This is a genomic window from Actinospica acidithermotolerans, from assembly GCF_018139625.1.
Lineage (GTDB): Bacteria > Actinomycetota > Actinomycetes > Streptomycetales > Catenulisporaceae > Actinospica > Actinospica acidithermotolerans.
On the sequence record NZ_JAGSOH010000037.1, the window covers coordinates 27,603 to 51,320 of the forward strand.

A 23,718-nucleotide genomic window follows, 5' to 3' on the forward strand; every position below is an offset into this window, starting at 1 on the left:
TAGAAGGTGACGCATGGCACGCCAGCATCGGTGTTGGCACGCACTGCAGTGCAGCAGGGCGCGGTGTGGCGTCGGGCCATCGCCGTCGGCCAGGATGAGCGTGTGGTGGAGAACGAAGCTGATCTGCTGGCGTTATTGCGTGAGCTTGATGATCCGGAGTGGTTGGAGTGGCCGAGGTCTTATGATCGACGGGCGGCTGCTGACCAGCTCGCGCGTGTCACGGCCCGGCTCGAAGCCGACTTCGCGACATCCTGCGCGACGGAGCGGGACGCTCAGGACTCCAGCGAGTACGGGCGTATCCTCGTGCCGGCCGAGGCCACCCGCGGTACGGCCCGGATTGTGGTGTGCGTCAGCAAATTCGGGTCACTGGCCGTGATCTGCGCCGAGAACCCCGGAGCGTACTTCGGAACGCAAGACGCCTTCACAGAAGGCGCGCTGGACCCGGCCGACCTGGCCAAAGTCGAGAAGGCGTTGATCAAGTTCGGCTGCACCGTCGTGCCCGAGGAGTTGTTAAAGTGCGACTACGACGGCCCAAGCCTCCCGTACTTGCGTGGACGGCCCATCTGGGCAGATCGCTTCTTCGGCGTTTTCTAGGATCGCTCCTCAAGCGTGAGGCTGGTGCCTGCGACGGCGCCGTCAAGGTTGCCGATGTCTCGCTTGACCAGGGACCAGGCGCCCAGGCCCCCTCTCCTGCTACCACCCAGCAGCGGTCTCGATCAGACGTTGCTGATGGGCGATCACTTCGCGGCAGCGGGCGACGGCTTCCTCTTCCTCGATGGTCTCCGGTTCCGGGACTTCGCGCTGCTGGGAGAAGACGTAGCAGGCAAAGAGGGTTCCTTCGAGTGCCTTGCTGGTGAAGCTGTCGAACTCGTAGACGTTGGCAACGCCCATCAGAAGCTGGGAGACGCCGGTCTCGTCGGCGTCCTCATCGACCTCGTCGAACTGCTCGGCCAGGTCCTCGGAGAGGTCTACGTGGCCGGCCTGCTCGGCGACGGCTGCGCGGGCCTCGGTCATGACCTCCTCGATCCAGTCGGCAGCGGCCTGGTACCGAATCGGGGTGGTCGAGGTCCGCAGGGTCCAGTCGATCGCCTCCACGGCGATGCGCAGGCGGGTCGGGGCGGTGAGCTGGTCGAGTTCGTCGTGGCGGGGGAAGATATCCCGCTCCCACAGGTTCATCCCGAGAGCCTACTGTCGTTATCGCGCGAATCTGCCCACCAATCGTATCCCGACGTATTTGGCGATACGGGCGGCGCAGTTCTAGTACGGCAGTCGGACTTCGTGGGCTGATACGTTTCGTCATGCTGTGAGTGCGAGGCGTGCGCGGTAGTGGTGCCAGCGGGCACGGGCCTGGTGGCGTCGGCGCCAGTCTGACCAGCGTAGATGGAATGCAATGTTCTGGTTCGCCGATGTTCGCTGGACGCTGGTCATGGTCAGCAGTCGCTGGATTTCGGGGACGGTCAGCGCGGTCATGCCGCAGTCGGCGGGTGCTGCTCTGCGGTCGGGGTCGTCGGGCAGGACGGGTGCCGGGTGGGCGGCTTTGGCCAGGATCGATGCGACGGCCAGCAGCGCGTAGGCGGCCAGGGCGAGGGCGGTGTGCCGTTTCCAGGCCCGGTAACAGCGCACCTGGGTCTCATCGAGGCCGACGGACTGCTTGGCGTCCTGAAAGTCGTCCTCGATCGCCCAACGAGCACCGGCGACCTTGATCAGGTCGGTCAGGGAACAGACGTAGTGTTCCGGCACGTAGGCGATGTAGTAGGCCAGTTCGCTGGGGTTGCTGATCTTCCGGCGGATCAGCAGGTGGTGGCGCTTCGATGCGGTGGCGATCCACGCCCAGTCGTACAGGCGCCGACCCTTGGACCCGTTTCCGCACGAGCGGCGGTTCCAGCCAGGCGGCTCGACCAGGCCGATCGCCTGGTCGGCGCGCATCTTCTGGTGCCCGGAGGTGGTGATGCGGAAGTCGGCGCCGACCGCGAAGACGTAGCCGACGCCGCGCTGCTCGAACTCCTCGCGCAGCTCGCTGCTGCGTCCGTAGACCTCGTCTCCTGCGCCCCACGCCGGAGCCAGCCCGCCGTCTAGCGCGCGCCTGGCCTGGTCCCGGGCGAGCTGGCCCTTCGTCGCGAACGCGTGCTCGTCCGGGAACCCGGCGGCGCGCATGCGCTCGGGGTCGGCGAACCACTCGGCCTGCACGTACAGCTCCCGGTCGACCAGGGCGTGCCCGTGGGCTGTGGCGTAGCCGGCGTAGACCGCGACGATCGCGTTCTCGATCCGGCCGGCGGTGCCGGTGTACTGCCGGCCGGTCCCTGCGGTGGCCTGCCCCTTTTTCAGGTCGCCGGTCTCATCGAAGATCAGCACACCGCCCTCTCCCAGGTGACGGGCGACGAAGCCGCGCACCGCATCGCGCACCGCGTCCTCGTCCCACACCGCACCCGAAAGCAGATGCTGAAACCGGTAGGGACGCTCGTGCCCGACCGCCTGCGCCAGTGCCCAACAGTTCCCGGACACGCCCGGCATCAACAGTGCACGGAGATAGGCCATCGCGTTCGAGCGCAGGTCACGCCTAGAGAAGACGGGCGCGAGCAGTCCGGCGAGCTCCGCAAAGCGCGCCTCGAACCCTCCCGCTATAGTGGCCGAGCAGGCCGCTTCTTGATCAGAGTGCGTCACACCATGATGATCACGGAGCGGCCCGCACTCGTTCCGCCGCCCCCGGCTGAGCCGAGAATCCCTGCAGATCAACAGTACTGACGTCACGTCAGCCGCGAAGCCCGACTGCCGTACTAGGGAGTACGTTTAGAAATGAAGCGCCTCGGTGATTTCCTCCCGCAGCTTGGGCCGCCACTGAGGGATCTCGACACGGGACCGCTCGAGCGTGTTGCGGCGAGTTGGGGAGTGACCTTCCCATCGGATCTCCTGGAGGTGCTGACCGCGTACGGCGATGCGGTAGTCTCCGGTCAGATCCGCCTTCTCGGGCCCCGGACTCTCGAGCGGGCAGGCGTATATTTCGGTCCGGCGATGCTGCCAAGCCTGGGTGAGGAGCTGATTCCTGAACTGCTGCCGGTCACAGGTGGCCTGCTCCTGTGGGCGACCACGCCGGACGGGGATTACCTCTGTCTCAGGCAGGACGGCTCGGTTTGGCTGGTGAGCACCTATGACGGCCAGAACCTTCAGTGGACTCATACACAGGATGAGTTCTCTGACTGGCTTCACGCGGGGCTGGTAGGCGAGCCCAAGTATGCGATCTTCCCGCCGTGGCCGGCAGCGCGGCCTCATGCTCTGGGCGAAGTTGGCCCTCACCCCTTCGGTGCTTCCGCCCGAGCTTGAGATTTGAGAGGGGCTTTCGCGTTCGATCGCAGGTCACACCGGGCAAGGACAGGCGCGAGCAGTCCGGTCAGCTCCGCGAAGCGCGCCTCGAACCCTCCCGCTAAAGTGGCCGAGCGGGCCGTTCCTTGATCAGACTGAGTCACACCACGATGATCACGGAGCGGCCCGCACTCGTTCCCGCACCCGAACGATCCGGGAATCCCTGCAGGTCAACGGCACTGACCTCGCGTCGGCCCGCGAAGTCCGACTGCCGTACAAGGCGGGTTTGCCGTTGTTGCGGAACTCCTCGCAGGGCTTGCGGGAGGTGGTAATACGTGCGGCGTTCGGTACGAAGCCCTTGTCTAGCGCGGTGAGCATGATCTGTTCAGCGTCGGTCTGCTCCGGCCCTGTGCGCTTGGTACCGAATCTGCGCGTGTGTCCGAGGCTCTTGGCGACGTCGTCCATGCCCGGGTACGACTTGCTGCGATTGACCGTGTAGTACAGGCTGCCGTCCTCGCCTTGGAACGCCGTGGTGCGCACGGTCAGCAGCGATCCCGCGGCCGTCGCCGAAGACGAGGGCTGGTGGCCGAACTTCCTCGTTGAGCTCGAATTCACGCTGCCGCGCATGGTTACCGGGGACGCCCGTCTCTACCAACTTGTCCGCCAGACGGAATCCGGGTGCTTGATCACCTCACTCCGGCTTCGGCAACGAGGACTCGGGCTGGGGCCCGAGCAAGGCGATGCGCGCCAGCGATCTGCGTCTCGAAGAAGAACATTCTGATCGGCCAGTTGGCCGAAAGTATCGAACGCATGAGCCAAGGTCCGGGCGCGTTGAGGAGAACACCAGCACGATCGGGCTCGACGACGGGACGGCGCTGCGCGGTAAGTTCCCCGAGCTAGACGACGAGCACCGCGCAACGGCCGTGCGGGACGCACCGCGGCTAAGGTAGATCTATGCCGACACGTCGCTACTCCGGGTTGATCATGGATTTCGCCGGCGTGCTTACCAGCAACCTGGTCCAGGTCTACGACTATTTCGAACTCGTCGAGGGCCTGAAGCAGTTCACGGTCCTGCGCGGCTGGGCTGATCCGCGCGGTAAGGACCTCTACCGACGCCTGGAACTCGGCGAGATCTCACAGGAGCAGTGGAACGACGAGTTCGGCGCACTGATCGGAGTACCCGCGGACAACCTGATGGGGCGGCTCCTTGAGGACCTGACCCCTGCTCGCTCTGTGCTGCGGGCGGTCAAGGACGCCCGGGCAGCTGGAGTCCGGACCGCGGTATTGAGCAACAGCCTCGGTCGCCACCCCCACGACCCATACGCCGCCTACGATCTTGAGGCCCACTTCGACGTCGTCGTGCTGTCGGACGAGGTCGGCCTCCGCAAGCCGGACCCGCGAATCTTCCAGCTCACCGCCGACCGGCTTGGTTTATCTACGGCCGAATGCCTGTTCGCCGACGACACCGAAGAGAACCTGCCTCCCGCTGAGGCATTGGGCATGGGAGTGGTCCACGCCGTGGACGAGCAGGAAATCGCGCTGCGACTTAGATCGCTACTCGGCCTCGGCGCGGAGTGAGCTCACGCGTACTCCTCCAGAAACGTGCCGACCACGGGCGATGCCGTGTGCGAAGCCAGCTTCGTACGTAGACCCGCCAGTGTAGAGCTCGAACGGGCCGAGTCCACCGACTCAAGGCAACGCACCGCCTGCCGGGCCCGAAAGACCGCTGCCTCCAGATCGTGCTGGGCGAGGTGTGCTTCGGCCGCTCGCGCCAGATAGATCGCTGCGCTACGCGGGTACTGATCATCGCCACGGTAGTCGGCAGCCAACGCGGCTTCGAACCGGCGCAACGCTTCACCCGAATCCCCGAGCTCCAACGCGCACGATCCGGCAATCATCTCGATCTCAGCCTCAGTCACCCAGTACAAGACCGCAGGGTCGTCTTGGTGCGGTCCACGGTCGAGGTGCACGCGCGCCGCAGCAAGATCGCGGATGCACGCCGTCCTCTCGCCTGCTTTGGACTGGGCGCGTGCCGATCGAGCGGCCAGCATCGCGGACATTCGCGGCGTCGCGCTGCCCGACAGCGCACTTTGCGCTGTGTCGATCATGTCGACCGCCGCTCGAGCCTGGCCGGTCGAGTAACAGTGCACGGCGAAGAACGACAGGGCGTATGCGCCTGCGACGCCGTCGCGCGCGTTGGCCGAGGCGCGCAGCGCGCCGTCGAAGTACGCCAGCGCGGCGCCGTGCTTGCCCTGGTCGAAGCTGCTCCACGCCGCCTGTCTGCTGGCCTCACTCGCCAACGAGTAGAGACGTTCGCCTGACCGTTGCGAATATGAGCCGGTCTTCAGCAACTGGACGACGAATGCGAGTTCATTGCGGGCGATCACGGCGTGCTCTCCACTGCCGAGTTCGTCGTCGAGGTGGCGGAGGAGGCCGAGCCGTTGGTCGACGTTATCGATCACTGCCTTCCCAACCTGGCGTGAGGTACTGCCCGACTCAGCGCTCCTCACAGCGCGAAGAGCGGATACCCATCGCACGGCCGCTCCGCCGAGCGCGACGCCGGCCGCCGCGACGATGCTGCGGCGATCCAGCTCCACGTCGTTCCGATCCAGCAGCTGGACAATCGCTGCAATATTCCCGGCCTGATCCCAAGGCTCTGATTCCTTGCTGGCAAGAGCGTCACGGAATCTGCCGCCTGTTGCCAGTACTCGATCATATGCATCCGCCAGCTCTGCGGTCACCGCGCGGCTCCCGCCCTCAACGTTTCGGACGTAGGAGGCGCTATAGCCGATGGTCTGGACAAAGTCGACGAAGCGCAGGCCAGAGGCACGTCTGACCTCGCGCATCTGATTTCCAAGCAGGTTATCCACAGCAAACGACCCCACACTGCATCGCCCTTGCATCGCTCGAACTCATTGTTCCCCATTCTCGCCGGGTGTGTGATCGATTGCGGAAACAGTGTGGCGCGATATTAGGAGACCTCGGTGGACCGCACATCGACTGGCACGACGCCAAAAACTGACGTCCACGTCGGCCGAACGCGCGCGTCGGCTCCTCGGTCGACGTGGGTCCAGCCGCAAGTCTCCCCGTATACCGTGCGCTACATGTGGAGCGTTCCCACCGGGATGATCCACCCGACATACAGCTATGAACACTGTGATACGGCCGAGCTCGCCGAGCAGACCGCACGGTGGGCAATGCAGAACCTTCCAGCATCCAACGGGCTTTTGGTCATCGAGGTGGCCGTACGCGAAGGCTCCGGAGTGTGGCGAATCAGCGCGGCTCGCGGACAGGCGGGCGTTCGCCTTGAGCCCGGCTGCTCAGGTCGTGACTCCTCGGTGCCCCGTCCGGCCGGTGACGTGCAAATCCCTCGCCCGCTCGCGGAAACGGAGGGGCGTTGATGCTGGTAACCGTCGCAGGGCCGCGGAGCACGAAGGAGCTGCGGGATCTGGTGAAGGCTCTGCTGGACCGCTGCCAGCTCTACGCCTACCCCGACCTCTCGTCCGTGGTGAAGGCCGTCTCGTCCCAGCACGGCATCGAGGTTCCGCCGGTGCAGGAGGAGCAGGTGCTGAGTGCAATGGCTGCGGCACAACCCGCCGACGGCCCGATCCCGTCTCCGGAGCAGGTGTTCCTCGAGACGATGGACCGCCCTGTACGGCTGGCGGAAGTGCTGGAATGTGCGTGGATGCAGCTGGCGGCGGAGGCGAGCGCCGAGCTCGAAGCCACTGATCAGGCGCGTGCGTTCGAGACTCGGTTTGAGCGGCTTACGTTGCCGGGCTGGTGCTGCCTTCTGCTCCATGATGCGGTCTCTGGCCGGCCGGTTCTGCCGGAGCGGGTGATCGGTGCGGTTCTTGCCGCGTGCATCGTTGCCGAGTTACTCCTTGCCTGGCGCGTCGATGCCGACGAGGAAGGCCGCCGCCTGCGCGCGTACGCGGAGGCGGACTACCTCGAGGCTGAGCGGGTCACTTGGTTGATCTCTCGCATGCCCGAGGGGTCGGTGGATCCGGAGATGCTGCGCAGGGCCGACACGCTGCCGCCTTCTCGTGCGCGTCTGCCGGAGCTTTCGGCTGCCGCGGCGGGCGTGCTCTCCGAGATCGAGCGGTCGGGCGCACCGGCGCGGCTGGACCACTGGTTTCAGCAGCTGTCGCCGGTGGCGGCCGATCTGGTGCGCGGGGAGCTGGCGAAGGCCGAGGTGATCAAGCCGCGTCGAGGCAAGTGGATGCTGAGCGAGCGCGCCACTTACCTACCGACCGACCCGATGCAGGTTGCGTTGCTACGCGGGTCGGTCATCGGGCCGCTCGCCTCAAAGGGGAGTCTTCCGCGGTCTGCTGCGGCCGCGGTGCTGATGGAGATGGTGCGCGCCTGCGGGCTCTCCCGTGCGCGCGCCGAGGACTGGTTCACGGTCAACACCCTGCCTAAGCGGGCGGGTTTGGCCGCTGTGCCGCATCGCCGCGCGTTCGCGCGGCTGCTCGATCTGGTCGAGGAGGCCGCGGACGCCGCGGTCTGCAGCCCGGCCTGAACAGAACCACCCACACGCACTTCGTCGAACAAGGGGATGCAAGGACGATGAGAAAAACAGTGAGACCGGCGGCTTCGGCCGCCGCGCGCGGGCAGGAGATCGGGGCGGGCGAGGTGTTGTACTTCGCCCTCGCTTCCGTGGGGGTGCTGCTGGTGGTCTCCGGGGTAGTGCCCACCGCGTACCGGGCGACGGGATTGACGAGCCTGCCGCTGGCGTTCCTGATCGTCGGGGCGGTGCTGGCGGTGTTCATCCCGGGGTACGTGCGCATGACCCGGCACACCCCGTACGGCGGGGCGATGTACGCGATCGTCGCCCTCGGGCTCGGCCGGCTGATCGGAGTGCCGGTCGCCTGGCTCGCCCTGGCCGCCTACCTGCTGCTCGGGGTCGCGCTCTACGGGCTGTTCGGCGTCGAGATGCAGGGCTACGCCCAGGCCCATTGGGGCATCGACCACTCGTGGTGGGTGTGGGCGCTCGCGGTGTGGCTGCTGGTCACGGTCCTCGGCCAGTTCAAGACCCGCGACATCGGCAGACTCCTCGGAGTGCTGTCGATCGCGGAGATCGCGATCAGCCTGGTAATCTCCGCGACCGGCCTGCAGCACCCGGCGCCGGGACCGATCCTGCACGCGTTCAGCGGCTCCGGGATGACGTGGGCCTCGCTCGGTCCGGCGTTCGCGATCTGCGTGCTCGGGTTCATCGGCTTCGAGACCACCGCGGTCTACCGGCGCGAGGTGCGCAACCCGCGGCGCACCATCACGAGCGCGACCATCGCCAGCCTGGCGATCTCGGCGCTGGTCTACACCGTCGCGTCCTGGGCCCTGGATGCGCACTACGGCGCCCAGACCGTCGCGGTCTCGACCGCACAAGGTCCCGGGGCGTTCTTCGCGATGGGCACCAGCAGCGAGGCGCTGATCGGCAACAGCCTGCTGCTGACCTCCCTGCTGGCCGCGCTGCTCGGCTACCACAACGGCTGGGTCCGCTACGTCTACACCGGCGCCCGCCACGGCATGCTGCCCGGCGTGTTCGCCAAGGTCGGACGCAGTGGGGTGGCACGGTCGGCGAGCCTGCTGCAGTCCGGGTTCGGGCTCGCCACGATCGCGGCGACGGCGGCGTTCGGCTGGAACCCGCAAACCCAGCTGTTCTACATCGGCGGCACCACAGGCGGCCTGGCGATCCTCGCACTGATGACGACCACCAGCGCCGCCGAGGTCCGCTACTTCCTAGGCCACCGACAGGCCGGCTCGACTGCAGCCTTGGTTCTCCTGCCCGCGCTCGCCGCGGTACTGCTGGCGGGGATGACAGTGTTGGCCGCCACGCACTTCTCGCTGCTGCTCGGCATCGCCCCGGACGACCCGACCGCGGGCAGGATCCTGATCGGATTCTCGATCGTGGCACTGCTCGGCCTCAGCTGGGCACTGGCGACCAGAAAGCTCGCCCCCGAGCGGTATCAGGCCCTGAAACCGGCCGCGGCCTCCCCTGCGCTCTCCGACACGGGCGCGCACGACGCGGTGACCGCCGGGGAGGCGGCCTGAGATGCACCGCGACTCGATAGCGGTCACCGCGACCCACCAGGACGAGCAGGCGCTGGCCGCGATGATTGCGCACGCGTTCGCCGACCTCCCGCCCTCGCGCTACCTGGTCCCCGAGGACGACCAGCGCAAGACGGTGCTCGCCCGGACGTTCGAGCTCGACCTGCAGGATGCACGCGAGTCCGGCGGCCCGATCCGCACCCTCGCCGGCCACGAGGCCGTAGCGGTCTGGGCCTACCACTCCGGGCTGCCGGAACCCGAACCCGAACTCGACGCCCGCCTGAAGAAGGCCGCGGGCGCGGCGGCACCCCGGTTCGCCGCGTTCTACACCGCACTCGACACCCGGCGGCGCGAACTGCTCGGCGACCGCGCGCACTGGCATCTGTGGATCCTGGCGGTGGCACCCGAGCACCAGGGCCAGGGCTACGCCAGCCTCCTGGTGCGAGACCAACTCGCCCGCATCGACCCGATCGGCGAACCGACCTACCTCGAAGCCGCCACCAAAGAACTCTGCGAGGTCTACCGACACCTCGGCTTCCAGAACACCGGCGACCCGATCACGCTCGACGACGGCTGCACACGGATGTACCCGATGCTGCACGAACCCACCCACTTCTAGCAGCACCCAGACTCCCGGGCCGCGCTGAAAGACCGCCAAGCGCGACCCGGGGCCAAACCTCCCGTAGCTGCAACCGCACGCACGCGACCTCAGGGCTGACAGCTAACCGACACCCGGACACATGAAATCAAGGAATGGAGTCGTTCAGATGGGCACGCATGTCACCCGGCGTTCCGCCCGCGCCATCCTGATCGACGGCACGGACCTGCTGCTGATCAAGCGGACCCGGCCGGGGCAGATGCCGTACAAGGTCACAATCGGCGGCGGGATCGAGCCGGAGGACGCGTCGGTCGAGGACGCACTGCGCCGCGAGGTCCTCGAAGAGATCGGCGCGCAGATCGACGACGTCACCCAGGTGCTCGTCATCCAGGACCCGGTCGAGGAAGGCATCGCCATCCAGCACATCTGCCTGGCACGCGTGGCACCTGTCGGCTTCGTCGAACCGACCGGCGAGCAACTCGACGCGCCGGGTCGAGGCGGCTACGAACTCGTGCGCGTTCCCTTCACATCCGAAGGCCTGCGCGGCATCGACCTGAAGCCGGCGGCGTTGGCCGAGTACCTGAGCGCGAACTGCGACGCCCTCTTGGCGACGCTCGGATACCCGACCGCGAGCCCGCGGGCGTGTATCGAACGCGAAGACAGTCCCGCCTGAATGTCGAGTCCAGCACTCGCCACGGTGACCGAAACCGACAGATTTCCGCGCGGCCAGCCAGGCCACACGGGTTGTCAATACTCGAACGAATGCCCAGTGCATTCCCTGCCGATCTGAGGAGATCATGACCATCGTTGACATCGAGACCGTCAAGGCGAGGACCGGGCGGAGCCTGGTCGATCCCGTCCTGTTCGACCGCCTGTCCGCATGCATTTCGTTCGAGCGCGGCATGGACCGGCCGACCGCTGAGCGGGTCATGGACCAGGCGTTGGCGTTCCTCGGCACCTGCGCCGTGCATCCCGTCTCGCTCGCTCCGTCCAAGGCCGTGGACATCGGCTGGCACACGTTCGTCCTGCACACCCTGGACTACGCGGCCTTCTGCAACCGCGTCGCGGGCCGGTTCATCCACCACATCCCCACCGACGACGAGAACGAGGCCGCCGAGCGGACCGCTCCGTGCAAGACCACCGCCGCCATCGTCGCCGCCGGGTACGTCGTGGACGCCCCGCTCTGGGAGGGTGCCGCCAACTGCTCGCAGTGCAAGGACGGCTGCCACGACGACCCGCCACCGGACCCCAAGAACGCGAACTAGCGCCCACTACAGTGAACTGACCGAGTGCCCCTGCCTCACCACGGAGGATAGGCAGGGGCACCTGGTCCCGATCGATCGAGGCCACTTTTGCGTATCGACTACGACGATCTGCCCGAGCCGGTGCGGATGGACATGAAATCACGCTTCGGCGTGATCCGCACAGCCCGTACCGTCGAGGCGGGCACGAACTGTGACATCGCCGCAGTGTTGGAGACCGACTCGGCCGGACGCGTGTTCCTCAAGGGCCTGCCCGAGGACCACGACTCGGTCCGAGACCAGCAGCGCGAGGCGCGCGTGAACCCGTACATCGAGGAAATCGGCCCGCGCCTGCTCGGCAGTTGGTCGATCGCCGGATGGGATCTGATCGCGTTCGACGCCGTCGAGGACGCCCGGCACGCCGACTACACGCCCGGCTCACCCGACCTGCCGAAGCTCGCCACCGTCATGAAGCAGCTCGCCGAGACGCCGTGCCCGAGCGTGCCGATGATGACCGCCGGGCGGCGCTGGGGCGCCTACCTCGACAACACCGAAGGCGTCGCGCTACTCGAAGGGTCAAGCCTCCTCCACACCGACTACCACGGCGGCAACGTGCTCATCACCAACGAACGCGCATGGCTGGTCGACTGGGCCTGGGCTACCCGAGGGGCCGCGTTCATCGACCTCGCCCTCCTCCTCCCACGCCTGATCGCCGCCGGCCACAGCCCGGATCAGGCCGAGGCCTGGGCAGCGAAGCACACCGTATGGCAGGACGCGAACCCCGCGGCCATCACCGCGTTCGCAGCCGCCATCTCGCGACTGTGGGGTCAGCTCGCCGAGCGCCATGCGGACAGGAAGGCCCGGCAACCCATCGTGGACGCCGCAATTATCTGGGCCGACCACCGCGGCACCACGGCCTGACAATCACGACCGGCTCCGGTTAGGCACACGCGAAGACACCTCGCGCACACGACGCACGAGGCAGAGCCACGCTGCGCCCAACCTCACCGACGAGTACGCCGATGAACGAGCCCCACCCGGCCGACGCCCGCCACAAAATCCACGTAACCCGGCTCGCTGGTGAGCCGGACGACGCCGTTAGAGAGAGATCGCCGTGACTTCGGCTCTGCGCCAACGTGTCCCAAATCAGTCACTTCGCCGCGCCCGACACTCGATGAAACTCAGTCAGTCCGCTTTCGCAGACGCCGTTCGCGCAGCCGGAACGGCGGTCGGAGAGCCGAACCACTGCACCAAGCGCCTGGTCCAGAAGTGGGAGAGCGGCGAGCACGCGTCCTGCATCCCTGAATACTTCAAGGCCCTGCAGGTCGTCACCGGCCTCCCCGCCCACGAACTCGGCTTCAACTCGACGCTCAACACGGCGGGAAATGTCCCCGCCACCGATGGGCGCGCGTCGGGCGTGACAGCCCGCGATCCGTCAACCGCGTTGCCCGCTGTCGCCGACTCGCTGGATACGCTGATCGACAGCTCCATGCGCCAACTGCGGCACGCGCTGAACCACCCCGCCACCGTCGACATGCGCACCGCCGACCTGGTCGGGACAGCCATCGACCGACTCTTCGACCTGGAACACCACAGCCCGGCCCGGCTTATGGAGCCGACCCTCAACCGGCGCCTTGCGACCGTCGCCGGCCAACTCACCGCCGCCCAGCACGCAGCCGTGCGACACAAGCTGACCACATCGATTGGCCGCGGCGCGCTTCTGGCCGGGTGGCTCGCCTTCGACCGCGGCGACGAACACGCCGCACACCGCCTATGGGACGAGGCAATCAGCGCAGCCGAAGGCACTAAGGACGACGGACTGTTCGCCGCCTGCCTCATCTACCAGTCCTACGCGGCGGCACGACGCAACGATCCGGAGACCGCGTGGCGGCTTGCGCACACCGCCAGCGAGCTCACACCCGACGACCCTCGCGCAACAGCCTGGGCCACCACCCGCGTCGCCCGCCACGCCGCACACGTCCACGACTACGACGCAGCCGAAACGGCGATGCAGCAAGCGCTGGAACTCGGCCACGGCCTGGCAAGCCCGACGCCCGGAGACGGCAGCATGCCCTGGACCCGCTCATTCGACCCAGCCATGCTGCTCGCCACCACCGCACACACCGCAGCTTTGCTGGGTGATCCGAGAGCCACCGACTACGCGACGCAGGCGGTCGACGTGCTGGGCACAGCCAAAGTCAAAGCCCGCGCGATCGTGCTCGCCGAGGCTGCCTTCACAGCCGGCTACACCGGCGAGCTCAAGCTATGCCTGGAATACGGCAGCGCAGCCGCCGCGCTCACCCGCACGCTGGCCGTCAGCATCGCGGCAGACCTACTCCACGAACTCGTACCCCTCATTCTGCCCGAGGCCCACAGCCCCGCGATCAGGGAACTGTTGCCACAGCTGGCAATCGTTCCGCGGTCTGCGGACCTGGCTGGTCAGGTCGAGGGCGGTCCACGAAGCACAATCAAATAGCCGCTTAACTAGGACGAGCGTGAAGGCATGCGCGTGGGCGTATCCGCCGGGCCGGGGCGCTCGCGCCGATTTCCACTCACCTGCACTGGTGCGTTTCAACTCGCGGCAGTATCCGCGAAAATCGCGCCGGTACGGCGATTCACCCACTTATCGCACACTGCTGGCGTATGATCAGCCACACAGCTAAATAGCAAAAGACCCCGGCCGGTGCTGGAACACCGCCGGGGCGTGGCACTAGGAGAATAAGGCTCCCGAATGCGCATCCATCGTACCGCGCGCACGCGCTATTTCACGACCTTGGGCAACGAGGTTCTTCGCGACAGCCGCTTGAGCTACTGCGCTCGCGGGGTTCTCGGCCACCTGCTCTCCCTCCCCGACGGCCAGCGCGCCGACATCCGGACGCTCACCGAACGCACGCCGGAGGGGCGCGAGCGCGTGGCATCCGCGCTCCGCGAACTGGAGCGATTCGGCTACCTCAGGCGGGCGACCATGCGCTCGCCGGAGGGCCACCTCTACACCGAAGTCGACGTTTTCGACACGCCAGGCAGCTCGTCGTCCCAGGTGGTGCCGAAGGCCGGGTTCCCGGGCTCCGGCGCAGCGGAGTCCGATCCAGACGGCGATCACCCCGTGAAGGAACGGGACGAAGAACCCAAACTCCCCGCTCCACCGGCCGCCGACACCGAGGGCGGCCGGGCGGAACGCGGCTCCGTAGACACCCAGGCAAGCGTGGACGTGCTGACGCGCATCGCCCGATCAGAGCCGAAGCTGTCTCTGGGATGGTCTGAAGCGCTGCAATTGGCTCCGCTGGTGGCCGAATGGCGACGGCGCGGAGCTTCCGATTTGCATATCATCAGCTCGTTGACGGCAGGTCTGCCGCGTAATGGCGTTCACCACCCGCTCCGTTTCCTCGAGACGCGACTGCGCTCAAAAATGCCTGTGGAACGCAGCGCAATTCGGCCCCAACTGGAATGCGACGAATGCGGAGTGCCGGTCAGCTCTCCGGGTCTTTGCGCGGGTTGCAGGGGTATCGAGCCAAGCTGTGCCCGACCCGACGGCGAGTTCGCCCGGGCCCGGTCACGCGGTGCCGCGTTGGCACGAGCAGCGTTGCGCGGCCTCTCTATCGAGGACGCTCTGCCATCACCAGCATGAGACTTCACTGGTGCGGCCGCGGACCGCGTGGCTGCGTCGATGGCGCTTGCGGGGGACGCTGGATCGGCTCAGCGACTTGCCGCTGCGGCGCCTCGGTGCGAGTAGATGTGCGCGGCATCCCTGCGCGGGGCTGCTGCGTACGACGGTGACGGCCTTGCTGCTGCCGTCCACGCATGGGGCCGTTCCGGCTACCGGCCTGCTGGTCGACGGCTGGCCAGGCACCGGAAGCGTCGAGGTGACCGTGTGCGACAAGAGCAGCTTCGAGCGCTTCACCGTAGACCGGCTGATCGGCGTCCGCGGCGGGCTCACGGACGTCGCCGAACCAGTCATCATCAAGCTGCGCAACGAGCTCGGCGGCAATGCGCTCCTGATCAGCGCGCTCAAGAGTGCGGTACCGATCCGCTGCCAACCGTGCGCGGCTCCCGTCGTTCACTGTCTGCGAACCGCGCAGTGCAAGAAGGGACTCGGCGGCGATCCAGTAGGCGCGGTGACCGGTTCGACCGCGCTCTGGATACGGTCCAAGCGGGTGAGCGGGGTCATCCTCAGACACGCGGTATTGATCGCGGTAGGCAGCGATCGTCGAGACGTGATGCAGCCACTGCCCACGCTCGTCCAAGTCCTCCGGTTCTTCGCCAAGGCAGGCAGCCCACGCCGAACGACGAGAGACTGCGGCTTCGACAAGACCGTCGATGCGGCGGCGGATCAGACCTGCACGAGCATCAAGGTACGACTGCCATTCCGCGTCGACGGTCGGTGGAGCGCTGCGAAGCCATGCGGGGAGGCGCGGCTCGAATGGCACCGCATGAGCGTGAGAGTCGAGATGGCGGTGGACATCAAGAGCGAGGCTCTCGCTAAGCGACGACGCCTCTCGTAACGCACGGCGATCGATCGCAGCGTTCACCAGTGAAGCCGGATCGTAGCCAAGGTCGTCCGCGCGACGCATCGCAAGCACCAATGCCGGCCACGCGGGTTCGAGGCGAGCACGGTTCACCCGCGCGGTACCCAGGGCCCGATGCAGCGCACCCAGCCATTCGCGTGCCAGATCTCGATCGGAGGCCGCCCGCGTCCGCACTGGAGCAAGCCCAGATGGCACCGCTACCGGCTCTTCACTCTCGATGACCCGCTGCAGGCGCCACGAGATGACCTGCGCCACGGACTCGGCACTGCCAAGTTCACGTCGCCGAGTCGTATTCGCCAGGAGCGATAGTACATCCCAACCGCGGGCCTCCGCCTCGCGCAGAGCGCGAACGACAGCGTGCCACGCGGGGTCGATGACGATCTCTTCACCCAGGTCGGGCAACACGACCTCGACCAGCTTTCGATAGTGACCGTCCATGGCAACGTCGAGAGCGTGGGAGTAGCGCGGAACGAGAGTGGCGAGCGATTCAGCTTCGGCGTACGCCGTGCGGATCTGCTCGGTCGCAGACAGCTCGGCAGTCTCGCGGGCCACGACTTGCTCGAGTATCTCGCGCGCGACGTACGCGCCCTCATCGAAGCGTGTCGCATCTACGTGCTCGTCGGTATCTACGCTGGCGAGTTCGTGCGTGGCGACGTACAAGATGGTGCCGGACCTGCCGCGGGAGGCGAGAACGTAGAAGTTCTCACGTCCCATTTCGTCGGTCACGAGAGCGTGGCAGGCATCAACGGTGGTGCCCTGCGCGCGGTGGGCAGTCGTCGCGTAGAGCAGTTCGACGTTCGCCGCGACGTACTCCGACGGGAGCAGAACCCGACCGTGATGCTCCAGGTGCTCCACCACCAGTGCGCCGCTTTCGTGGCGCTCGACGACGGTCCAGGCGTCGCCGTTCTTAACGAAGTCCCGAGCACCGGAGCGCAGGAGCCGGTTGTTGTCGCGGGTGACGATCCAGTCCCCGATACCCGCCGTGTTTCCGTCGTGGAGTTGTACCCCGTCTTCCTCAACCTGCTTTGCCACGACACGATCAGCGCGCGCTCGGCCGCAGAGCCGCACGACGTCAGCGTTCGTTGCCGCAGCCATCAGGGCGGTTCGCCCTGCAAGCACGTCGGCCTTCCAGCCGTCGTACGCCCGCTCGGTCATGGCCTGCCTGGAGCCATGCCTGATCCGGTCGGCATCCTGATAGAAGTCGAGTCCCGTGGTGTCTCCGACCCGGATCTTGAGGGTCGCTTCCGCCTCGGCAGGGTCGGCGAACCGATAGAGGGTCGTCAGCTCGACGGCACCGGACTCGTTCGCAATCAGCCGTAGAGCGCCGCCCGATTCCACCGCGCCGAGCTGCCGGTAGTCGCCGAGCAGCCGCACGACGGCACCGCGCTTGGCCGCGATCTGAACGAGGCGGTCTAGATTGAGCGTGCCGGCCATGCCGGCCTCGTCGACGAGGACGACGTCTCCGGCGTTGAGCGTGAAGAATCCCAACTCCGCCGGCACGTCGTGGCCCGCGTTGAGGGCGTCGGCGTGTTTGCCGTTCGACCACTCCCACAAAAACTTGTGCAGGTTCTCGGCTCCGGTGCCGAGTTCGTCTACGAGCACACCAGCCGCTGACGCTGACGTGGCCAGCGGCACGAGTCGGCCTGACCCTCCAGCATCGATCACGTCCGCGAGCGCCTTCATCGCCGTGGTCTTGCCTGCGCCAGCCGGTCCTATCCCGGCCATCAGGAGGCGGCCGTCGCACGCGAAGGCCTTCGCGAGTGCGTGCTGTCCAGCGTCGAGCGGGCGCCCGGTTCGCAGCTCGTGGTCGGCCAGGGCGATGGCTGCGGTCTCGCCGCTCACGCCCACCGTCGTCGCGTATCGCGCCGCATCCACCAGTCTGGCCTCGGCATCGAGAATGGCCTGACTCGTATACCTTTCAGCTCCATGCTGAGCGAAGACCGACGAACCATCTGACCGGCGTAGGGCCGCCGGCTCGGCCACAAGCTCTGGCGGCTCGGTCGACAGAGACCACCGTGCCAGCGCCTCCTCCACCACCAGTTCGACTGCTCGACCCTGCTCTTCGACGCTCGCGAACCGTACTGCTCGAAGCTCCCGTTCAGCCTGAGCGAGCACGCTCCAGCGGGTCCACGTTGCGTGACGCTCCTGCACTGCAGCCACCACCCTGGCCGCGACATCCGACACCTCCACCTGCGCGCTAGCGATAAGCGCATCACTGCTGGCCCGCCGCCCCGGCACGACCGCCATCACGCTGTTGAGCGCATCCGGTCCGAACGCTTCGGCCAGCCCCGCGCCCCACTCGGTCCGCAGCGTCGACCAAGCCCGCGGCGGCTTCTTCCCCTTTCGCGTCGCCAGCGTCGCTCGCTGGGCCAACTCGTGGGCCGCGGCGAGCGACGGATCGCGCCCGTGGGCGGTCCGAAAATCAGCGACCAGCCGTTGGTATTCAGCTTCGATTTCCGCCCTCCGCCGAGTGAAGTGCGCCAGCACCGGGGCAGGGAAGCCCTTGATCTCGCGCACCGGTTCGCGCTTGCCCGCAGTATCAGGGCGCGCTTCGAACTCAAGGCCGAGCCGCGCATGCAGCTCGGCCTCCATCCGCGTGTTGTAGAGCTCGGAGGCGGCCACCGTCATGCGGTACAGGCCACGCGCATCCAGCGCCCGCCACTTCCCGTCAACACCCAGGACCTTGCTGGAAACCGCGAGATGGGAGTGGAGATTCGGCTCTCCTAGCCTGTTGTCCGCGTGCTCGAACACCGCCGCGATCAAGCCGTGAGTCTCAATCTGAGCCTGGCCGGACGAACCGGTGCGCGTGTGCGCCGCGTGCTCCTCGAGCACCGCCAGCGCTGCATCACGGGCTGCCTGGTGCGCCTGCTCGATTGCTTCCTGTACCCAAGCTCGCGGGTCCAAGCCCCACAGTCGAGAGACGGACGCGACCGGGGTAAAGACTAGGTCGAACCCGGCCACCGCCCTCCGCTGCCGCCGCGCCTCCTCGCGCTTGACCTTCTTCTCCTCCGTCGCTGTCGGGGCTCGTCCCGTCTCCCGCTGGATCGCCTCCAAGCGCGCCGATACCCGGTCATCGAACGGCCCCAGGTCCTTGTATTCGGCGTACGGGCGGCCCAATGACGCCGCCTTGCGCGCCTCCGCGTTGACGGTCGCCAGTTGCTTCTCGGTCATCCCGGCCTCGACGTGCTCGCGCCGGTAGGCGGACATGATCGCCCCGGCATCTGGGTGCAGCCCGAGGCCGAACAGCGCCGTCATCTGCTCCTCGGACACCGCGCCCGAGATGCCAAGGGCGCTCAACCCGTGCCCGATCCACCGGCCCGGCGGATTGCCACTCTGGGTGTAGTACTCCGCAGCAGACCTGCCGCGCTCCGGGCTAGTGTCTCCCGCAGCGACCTGCCTGGTCAGGTACGTATAACCGTCACCTGCGGTGATCTTGTGGACCGTCATCACGAGCCTGATCACCACCTCGGCTGGGCGAACTGCACCGCCGCGCCCGTCGCGGCGCCCATGATCAGATTAACTGCAAAAGGTGTGTTCATGCCATTTGAGCTGTTTTGTTCAGGAGGGCGAGCAGCGTGCTCCCGTCGGCAGGCTATGAGCTGGCCTCTTGCGTACGAGGACGGCCTGGACCGCGGAGTCTTGTCATTTGAAGTGGCACGCTCCAGCCTGCCCTCTCCAACGACAGCGCGCCTGCTCAAAATCCTCTGGCGGAAGAGTCAGACGACTTCTGCCAAAGCTTCTACACTGCACCGAAGCCAGACGGCGCATACGGGCCCGGTCACCGCAACACGTCGCTGCTCAGCAACGGTCACGGCGGCATGATCTTGCTCGACGTCGTCCACGGCCGCATCATGTTCGTCGAGGTCCTCTTCTACCCACCCGCATCCGTGCTCTACAGGGATGTGACGCGCGGCCGCCAGGATCACGGCCTTGAAAGGACCGGTCGACCGCGCTCTTGAGGCCAGCTCGGTCGCCATCGTGCCAGATACGCGGCGAAGTCTTCACGCACGTACTGAGGATCTACTGGCAACAGCCGGATCTGCACCCGCTCATCGGCCCACCAGACCTCGAAATCCGTCTCGGTCCCGTCCACCGGCCACCGCCCCGCTTCAGCAGGCAGCAGAAGCGCGTCGACGAACCCTCCGACTGGAAGTGCGACCTCGACGAACACTCCGATGCCACCGGGCCGCGGCACATGAACAACCCGCCCAGGGAGCCGTTGCCCGAAACGCAGCCCGGCACGAATCCTCATCCACTGCCCCGCCGTGACCACCGCGCCATCCTCCCACCACACCGGCAGTACCCGGCGGCATACCCTAAAGCGCATGACGACACCGGAGACAGTCGGTTCACCCGGTACCCCGAGCCCGCTGCCGCCGGCCGCCCAGCTCTACACGCACACGGACTGGGCTTCGCTGGGCCACGCGAACCCGTTCGACTTCGACCTGGCCAGCACGCTCACACTGCTCCTGCACGACGACGCCGCGACGCGAGCCAACGCGCTCCACGATCTCCAGTCGGCCGTACACCACCAAAACACGATCTACCCCTCCACCACGCCCGTGGCACTGTATATCGCCGCTTTGCTCTTCGACCCACGAACGGATGGCGTCGGTGTTTACGGTCGGAACGACGTCCCTCGAACGCTGCGGGCTGCGCTGCTCGACTGGCTCGGAGAACTAGCCGATGACGTGGGCGAACAGTCCGCCGCAATCGCCCAGCGCTTCGGCTATGCAACCACCGCCGAGGAAACAGCGCTGCGCGCACTACGCCCGACGCTCCTGAACGCCGCAACGGCATTCGCCGACTCCCAAGACTCCGATGTCCGGCACGCCGCCGTAACCACGACGCTGCTGCTGCTCGACACCATCGAGGAGCGCCGACGCCACGAAACCGCGTACGCCCAACTCGTCGAGGAGATCCTGGCAACCAGCTCAAACCGTTACCACCGTGCCAGGGCACTCGACAGCCTCGACGCATGGGGACACGACACCACGATGCTCCGACGAACCGAACCCGGCACAGCCGACAACACCATGATCGCCTGGGCCGACGAACCGCCGTTCTAACGAGGTCGCGGACCCGACCGGACGCCTTCATCCGAACAACAACCACCACGGTTGGGCGCGAGCGGCGCCTGCGATCGAAACACCATCATGGTGACGCACCGACGAACGTTCGGGACTCCGGCACCCTACGATCAACGCGCTGACCTGGCCCGCGAAGTTCAAAGACAAGTTGAGACTCTAGCCGCGTACATGTGGTGATCGACTCACGGTCTCAGCTCGCCGAACTGCGGTCAATACGAGCCAGCCACCTTCGAATTGTCTGCGTGGTGACGTTGTACCGAACAGCGAGATCACTGGTCCGAGGCCGCGGCTGCCCCTCATCGGCAAGCTGGTCCAGGTAGGAAGCGAGGACGTCGATCCGCGCTTCCGCATCGGCGGCGATTCGCGGTGGCGTTCCCCGTCGTCGTCTCGGTGCCAGGTCCTTCGCTCCAGCCGGCTTGCCGACTCTACCTGGCGCCGCCTCGTGGCGACGTACAAGATCACCACGACGCCAATACCGTAAGCTGTGGGTCTCGATGGACCGCGGTCGCGCGGGCAACTGCTGAACCTGCTGGACGAATGTCTCCACCGAAACTCCAACGACCTCCGCGGCCTCAGAATCGTCGAGTAGGTCGTCGTCGGAAGGTTCCTGGCGGGGCGCGCGAGGCTGTCCAGACGCGTACGCCGCTACCTCGGCCCGATTCCACACTCGGTCTCGTGCTCGATGCGGATTGAGCGGAGGCGGGAATCCGGGCCGGTCAACGATCTTCTGGAGTCGGAGCTTGCTCAGGCTCACCCCGAGGATCCGGGCGACTTCGGGGGCATCGACAGGGTCGGCATCCGCAGGAATCACCGTCATCCTCCACCTCACGTGACCGAAACGGGTCGTTCCGGCATGCCCGAACGACCCGAGCCTACGGCTTAGACTCTGAGGTTGCAGGCACCTTCGTAGCCTGCGTTGGTGATGGGCCGGCGAGGCTTCCACCCGCTTGAGCGGCCACCTCGTCGGCCCGCGCCGCGCCTTCACGCGCGCAACTCCACGACGACGTCGCCGACAGGGGCGAATGCGCCGACCACTCCGCTCAACCGCGGTGGGCATGCATGGCGACGTTCGCGTCGCGTCCCGGGCAAAAGCTGTGGGCCGGGGCAGTCGCCCCGGCCCACAGTCAAGCCATGCCCGCTAGTTCACGTGGAGGTGCGCTCGCGGCTCGGTGAGCCTCCGCAGCACCTTGGCGGAGCACCAGCGAACCTGCGCCTGAGTGACGTTGGACTCGATGCCGAGAAGGTCTGACGACCATCGCTCGGCAATGAGCTGACGGATCAGGTGACCCAGCGAGTACGTGTCGCACGCCTTGAGGCTCCAGATGCCGAGCAGGTCCGCGGACTCCCATCGGCCGAGCGAGAGGGCGCACCACCCGGCGACCGCCAGCGGGGCGGCTCCGGTGAGGTCCGCCTTGCCCGCCATCCGCGAGAGACCGAGAGCCACGCCGAGTACGCGGCGCGCGCCCTCCCCGGTGTGCGCGAACGTGCAGAGGTAGTCACGGACCACGACGTCCTCGGCGATCCGGCGCAGCAACGTCGCCGCCCACGGGTCACCCGCGATCTTGTGGGCGACCGTGACACCGAGGACCACGCGGTCCACCAGGGTGCGGTCCTCCTGGCTGAGCTTCGAAACCAGCTCGACCTTCTGCTCCCTGTCGAGGTTGGCGCTGTTGTCCCACATCTTCATCTCAAGCTCCTTCATGCATTGCCGTTGCGTTGGTGTCGTTGCTGCGGCTTCCACTCCGCTGCAACATCTCTAATATACCGCTCTTAAATTTGTTCAATGCGTGATCGCTCCGAAGAAACAGGAACTTTCACTCGATTGGGGGACGCCCGAACGTAAGCTCAGGGCGGCAGCAGTGGCAGATTTACAGCCATCTGCTTACGGTGGTGAACATGGCTCGACGAACCGGAGCGTCAGCGAAAGCACTAGCGCTGACCAAAGCGACCGAAGCAGTGGCCCGCCGCGACGCGGAGCGCATCGAACGGGAGAAACGCCTCGCAGCCACCTTGGCGGAGTACTTCCACGCCCAGGGCGAAGCGGACCGCATCCGGGCCGCCGCCGACGAGGCCGCCGCGCCGTTCGACGCGGCAATGTGCGCCGCCATACACGGCCTCGAAGCCCTCGGCGAAACCCGGAGAGGTATAGCGAGCCTCACGGGCTTGCCGCTATGCCGTGTTCGCGAGCAACTCGCCGAGCACGCCGCACAAGGCTCACAGTAACCGCGCAGTGCACCGGCGAGTCACTCGGACTCTGGCGAGCGCGCGGCTTGAGGAGAAGCGGTGGGGCCACCGTGATAATCCCGGCGCAACGCGGCACGTGACCCATGTCCACCGCGAGCTCAACTGCTTGCGCCAGCCGGCAACGCCGTGAGGTGCGCCTGTCCGGTCGCCACGCGCATCGTCTGCGGCACTATGAGGAACGTAATCTTCCTAATGGCCGCCTAGCGTGAAGAGGTAGACAGCGAGGACACAAGGAGGCAAGTCAATGGTGGACATGAAGCTTGAACTGGTGGCCGTCCCGGTTTCTGACGTGGACCTTGCCAAGGCGTTCTACACCGACAAGGTTGGCTTCAACGCCGACCACGACCACACGGTCAGCGATGAGATCCGTTTCGTGCAACTGACTCCGCCCGGGTCGGCGTGCTCGATCGCGATCGGCAAAGGCATCGTCGAGGGCGAGCCGGGGAGCGTGCGCGGCCTGCAAATGGTGGTCACCGACATCGAGGCCGCACACGCGGAGCTTGCCAAGCGCGGCGTGGCGGTCAGCGACATCCAGGACCTCGACTGGGGCCGGTTCGTCTTCTTCGCCGACCCGGACGGCAACAAGTGGGCGCTTCAGCAGCTGCCACAGTGGCGTGACTGAGCGTCCGACGCTGAGCCGGCGCGCTCAACCGTGCCGCGTCGGACCGTCTACTACTGCT

General features: G+C 66.7%; 20 protein-coding genes. 14 read left to right on the plus strand and 6 right to left on the minus strand.

The window, feature by feature from the left end; genetic code table 11:
- The first annotated feature begins 6 nt into the window (after positions 1-6).
- Positions 7-594: a hypothetical protein gene (locus tag KDK95_RS14660; RefSeq protein WP_212518704.1), complete on the plus strand. Its 588-nt coding sequence runs from the start codon at positions 7-9 to the stop codon at positions 592-594.
- Positions 595-693: 99 nt separating this feature from the next.
- Here KDK95_RS14660 and KDK95_RS14665 read toward each other — a convergent pair whose 3' ends face one another.
- Positions 694-1,176, minus strand: coding sequence for a hypothetical protein (locus KDK95_RS14665; protein ID WP_212518705.1), 483 nt, complete (start codon positions 1,174-1,176; stop codon positions 694-696).
- 120 nt (positions 1,177-1,296) lie between these two features.
- Complete coding sequence (locus KDK95_RS14670) at positions 1,297-2,661, minus strand: IS701 family transposase (protein WP_212518706.1); 1,365 nt, start codon at positions 2,659-2,661, stop codon at positions 1,297-1,299.
- Between the two features lie 132 nt (positions 2,662-2,793).
- Here KDK95_RS14670 and KDK95_RS14675 point away from each other — a divergent pair, with 132 nt between their 5' ends.
- On the plus strand, positions 2,794-3,318 hold the full coding sequence (locus KDK95_RS14675) for an SMI1/KNR4 family protein (RefSeq protein ID WP_212518707.1): 525 nt from the start codon (positions 2,794-2,796) through the stop codon (positions 3,316-3,318).
- 153 nt (positions 3,319-3,471) lie between these two features.
- Here KDK95_RS14675 and KDK95_RS14680 read toward each other — a convergent pair whose 3' ends face one another.
- Entirely contained in the window at positions 3,472-3,912 is a 441-nt protein-coding gene (locus KDK95_RS14680; protein WP_212518708.1) for a hypothetical protein, read from the minus strand.
- Positions 3,913-4,251: 339 nt separating this feature from the next.
- Between KDK95_RS14680 and KDK95_RS14685 the strand changes: the two genes are divergently transcribed.
- Complete coding sequence (locus KDK95_RS14685) at positions 4,252-4,875, plus strand: HAD family hydrolase (RefSeq protein WP_212518709.1); 624 nt, start codon at positions 4,252-4,254, stop codon at positions 4,873-4,875.
- Between the two features lie 2 nt (positions 4,876-4,877).
- On the opposite strand, the gene KDK95_RS14690 is transcribed toward KDK95_RS14685, so the two are convergent.
- Entirely contained in the window at positions 4,878-6,167 is a 1,290-nt protein-coding gene (locus KDK95_RS14690) for a helix-turn-helix domain-containing protein (RefSeq protein WP_212518710.1), read from the minus strand.
- A gap of 530 nt (positions 6,168-6,697) precedes the next feature.
- Between KDK95_RS14690 and KDK95_RS14695 the strand changes: the two genes are divergently transcribed.
- The 8 genes from KDK95_RS14695 (at position 6,698) to KDK95_RS14730 (ending at position 14,806) form a co-directional block, all read left to right on the plus strand.
- Positions 6,698-7,816, plus strand: coding sequence for a GOLPH3/VPS74 family protein (locus KDK95_RS14695; protein ID WP_212518711.1), 1,119 nt, complete (start codon positions 6,698-6,700; stop codon positions 7,814-7,816).
- Between the two features lie 47 nt (positions 7,817-7,863).
- Positions 7,864-9,345: an APC family permease gene (locus tag KDK95_RS14700; protein ID WP_212518712.1), complete on the plus strand. Its 1,482-nt coding sequence runs from the start codon at positions 7,864-7,866 to the stop codon at positions 9,343-9,345.
- A gap of 1 nt (position 9,346) precedes the next feature.
- Positions 9,347-9,961: a GNAT family N-acetyltransferase gene (locus tag KDK95_RS14705; protein ID WP_212518713.1), complete on the plus strand. Its 615-nt coding sequence runs from the start codon at positions 9,347-9,349 to the stop codon at positions 9,959-9,961.
- 148 nt (positions 9,962-10,109) lie between these two features.
- Positions 10,110-10,613, plus strand: coding sequence for an NUDIX domain-containing protein (locus KDK95_RS14710; protein ID WP_212518714.1), 504 nt, complete (start codon positions 10,110-10,112; stop codon positions 10,611-10,613).
- Between the two features lie 124 nt (positions 10,614-10,737).
- Positions 10,738-11,205, plus strand: a complete 468-nt coding sequence (locus tag KDK95_RS14715; RefSeq protein ID WP_212518715.1) for a glycine-rich domain-containing protein — start codon at positions 10,738-10,740, stop codon at positions 11,203-11,205.
- Between the two features lie 87 nt (positions 11,206-11,292).
- A complete protein-coding gene (locus KDK95_RS14720) occupies positions 11,293-12,102 on the plus strand; it encodes a phosphotransferase (protein WP_212518716.1) in 810 nt (269 codons plus the stop codon).
- Positions 12,103-12,295: 193 nt separating this feature from the next.
- Entirely contained in the window at positions 12,296-13,657 is a 1,362-nt protein-coding gene (locus tag KDK95_RS14725; RefSeq protein ID WP_504798329.1) for an NsdA family TPR-like regulatory protein, read from the plus strand.
- A gap of 255 nt (positions 13,658-13,912) precedes the next feature.
- Positions 13,913-14,806, plus strand: coding sequence for a helix-turn-helix domain-containing protein (locus KDK95_RS14730; protein WP_212518718.1), 894 nt, complete (start codon positions 13,913-13,915; stop codon positions 14,804-14,806).
- A 4-nt stretch (positions 14,807-14,810) separates the two neighbouring features.
- Here KDK95_RS14730 and mobF read toward each other — a convergent pair whose 3' ends face one another.
- On the minus strand, positions 14,811-19,151 hold the full coding sequence (gene mobF, locus KDK95_RS14735; protein ID WP_212518719.1) for a MobF family relaxase: 4,341 nt from the start codon (positions 19,149-19,151) through the stop codon (positions 14,811-14,813).
- Positions 19,152-20,029: 878 nt separating this feature from the next.
- Between mobF and KDK95_RS14740 the strand changes: the two genes are divergently transcribed.
- On the plus strand, positions 20,030-20,773 hold the full coding sequence (locus KDK95_RS14740; RefSeq protein ID WP_212518720.1) for a hypothetical protein: 744 nt from the start codon (positions 20,030-20,032) through the stop codon (positions 20,771-20,773).
- Positions 20,774-21,932: 1,159 nt separating this feature from the next.
- On the opposite strand, the gene KDK95_RS14745 is transcribed toward KDK95_RS14740, so the two are convergent.
- A complete protein-coding gene (locus tag KDK95_RS14745; protein WP_212518721.1) occupies positions 21,933-22,481 on the minus strand; it encodes a hypothetical protein in 549 nt (182 codons plus the stop codon).
- 209 nt (positions 22,482-22,690) lie between these two features.
- Here KDK95_RS14745 and KDK95_RS14750 point away from each other — a divergent pair, with 209 nt between their 5' ends.
- On the plus strand, positions 22,691-23,017 hold the full coding sequence (locus tag KDK95_RS14750) for a hypothetical protein (protein WP_212518722.1): 327 nt from the start codon (positions 22,691-22,693) through the stop codon (positions 23,015-23,017).
- A 268-nt stretch (positions 23,018-23,285) separates the two neighbouring features.
- Positions 23,286-23,660, plus strand: coding sequence for a glyoxalase superfamily protein (locus tag KDK95_RS14755; RefSeq protein ID WP_212518731.1), 375 nt, complete (start codon positions 23,286-23,288; stop codon positions 23,658-23,660).
- Positions 23,661-23,718: the final 58 nt, after the last annotated feature.